Origin of the sequence: Clostridium tarantellae (assembly GCF_009295725.1) — a bacterium.
Classification (GTDB): Bacteria; Bacillota; Clostridia; order Clostridiales; family Clostridiaceae; genus Sarcina; species Sarcina tarantellae.
In genome coordinates, this window is sequence record NZ_WHJC01000380.1 from 1 (window position 1) to 2,706 (window position 2,706).

Sequence of the window (2,706 nt, forward strand, 5' to 3'; positions counted from 1 at the left end):
ATATTACACTAATATTACAGTCTTAATATTAGTTAAATTATTTATATAAAAAAAGATTTAGTATTTTTTATTGTACTAAATCTTTTTATTAGTTATTTTTTCTTTTTATTTTTTAACATTCCTATTATTGGCATAGATACAACTATTAAAATAATTACTATTATAAATGTAGTGTCCATTTTTCCTCCCTAAAATCTATTATATAGACATACTTTTTTTAAAATTATTTTAGTTTCTAACCAAAATAGATTTTTATACAATTTTTTTATTAAAAAATTAGTATTTTCATTTATATTTTTCAAATATTATTTATTTGGAAAATTAGACAAACTATGAAATATTTATTAAAATTAAAGTATTCTATAAGTGTTTTAGTGCGTTTATTAAATATCTTGAAATTTATATGAGAGGGATGTTTTTTATGCACGATGCAAAAAAAAATAAATTGTTATTACTTTTTATAATCACTTTTTTAGTTTTGGCTAATACACTACTTAATAAAAGTAAAATAGGGATTATGATCCTTATTTTGTTAAGCATAGAAATTGCCTTAACTGTAAAACATGATGATTAATTATTTTTTAGTTATACATAATAAAGGTTTATAAAAATAAAAATTAAGGAATTAATTTTAAAATTTTAATTCATTAGTTGTATAAGAATTTTTAAGAACTGTAAATATTCCTAAATCCGCTGAATAATCAATACCATTACCTTTAAACTTAATTGAATTAACTCCTTTCTTTAAAGAAAGATTTATAGTAATATAATTAAGTTTTGCTGGCTTAAGCCAATATATTTTTTCATTATCTATTCCATTAACTTCAATTTTTAGAGCTTTATCAATATTTTCTAAATTTCTATAATTTATTTTTAAGTTATATAAATTAGCTTCATTTATTAAAATATTAACAACAGAATTTCCATCTTCAGTACCACCGATATTGCTTGCATAGCCATTATTTACATAAGCACCATTTGAAAGAATACCTGATGCTATATTATAAATTCCAGGCGGAAGAGTTGCTTTTAAAGGTATTTTAGGACTTTTTATAAAGTCTAAATTAGCTTTATATAATTTAGGACTATAATTTTTTTCAGCACCATAAATTTTAATTATATTTTTTCCAAAATTCAAAGGAATCTTTTTAGTGATAAAAATTCTTTCTTTATTTTCTATTATTTCTGAAGAAAGAGTAAATAATTCCTTGTTATTTAAATTTATTATAAAGATTCCTTTTATATTTTCTACTTCCATAGTTAAATTATAATTGCCAGCTTGTTTACAATCATAGGTAATACTTAAAGTGCCTTCAGTAAATCCTCCAATATTTTTAATGCATTTATTAGTAAAATCAATTTTAGCACCATTTTGTAAATCTGCCATAAATATATTGAAATCATCATTTTCACTAATGTTTTCTTCCTTATTAAAATCATTTGATATAGATGGTATTAAATCTTTAGAAAATATTAATTTGGCATTTAAAGGAATTTTAGGAGTAGATCTTGGTAGATTCAAATTTTTATTGTTTGTATTATCATTTTTTTCAAATGAACTTTCACTAATATTTTCAGTTTTATTATTTAAAGTATTTAATACAATATCTTCTGATTTGTTTGAATTTTTAAAATTAAAATCATTTAATTCTTTTAAATTTCCATCATAAGCTACTATTGATTCACCAGATGCTAAAGGAGTAAAGGAAGAAGTTGAAAAAGGACTTATCTCAATTAATTGAGATTGAGTTGATTTTACTATATAATTTCCCACCGCTACATTAATAAATGTATAAACTCCTAATGAATTTGTTGTAGTATATGATATTGGCTCAAGATTATTTAAAGAATCAATACTATATAGAATAACATCAGCACCTTCAACTTTATTATTTTTATCATCTAATATAACTCCTGATATTACAGAATTTGCTTCAATTGTACTAAGAGTTCCTGTATTGGTTACAAAAGTTATTTTACCTTCTTCTACAATAGCCCCCATGGTTATTTTTGAATACCCTAATACGGTAGCAGTAATATTATAGAATCCTGGAGTTAATTCTGCAAACATAAATTCTCCAAAATCATCTGTATAAGATATTTGCATTAAAGTTTCCACATTATTTACATTAGTATATAATTGTAATATAGCACCTTTTAATGGATTACCTTCTATTGTTGAAGTATCTGTTAAAACTCCACTTATAGCTCCTAATTTAGAATATAAATCATCTATTAAAACAAAATTTGTTTTTATATTTTGACCCGCAAATATATTTATATTTTTAACTTCACTTAATAATTTTCCAGCAGCTATGGACACTATACTATATTGAGGACTATATGGAATTGTGTCTATATAATAATTTCCGCTAGAATCAGTATATGCAAAAGTTAAGGGCTTTAAATTACCATCCATTAATTTAACAACAGCATCTTTAATAGGATTTCCATTTGAGTCATTAACTGTGCCTGAAAGAGTAGAGCCAATAGCTGGTGAAAAAGAATTTTTATTAAATTCTAATTTAATATTAGCATTATTATCTGACCCTTTTCCACTTACTTTTACCACGGAAGATTGTCCTAAATAATAATTATCTTTTTTTATTTGCATAATAAAATCTCCTTATAGTATTATTTATTACCCTATACATACATAATATTTTAATAATCATATTTTGGTGACTAGCCTTAACAATATAACCT

Annotated in this window: 1 protein-coding gene; it reads right to left on the bottom strand. The window is 22.8% G+C overall.

What is annotated here, in order from left to right; all coding sequences use genetic code 11:
• Positions 1 to 631: 631 nt before the first annotated feature.
• Positions 632 to 2,614: a carboxypeptidase regulatory-like domain-containing protein gene (locus GBZ86_RS14700; RefSeq protein ID WP_152891892.1), complete on the bottom strand. Its 1,983-nt coding sequence runs from the start codon at positions 2,612 to 2,614 to the stop codon at positions 632 to 634.
• Positions 2,615 to 2,706: the final 92 nt, after the last annotated feature.

What these genes read in the sequence shown, in the direction of transcription:
- GBZ86_RS14700 (WP_152891892.1), bottom strand. Translation starts at nt 2,614, where the DNA reads ATGCAAATAAAAAAAGATAATTATTATTTAGGACAATCTTCCGTGGTA.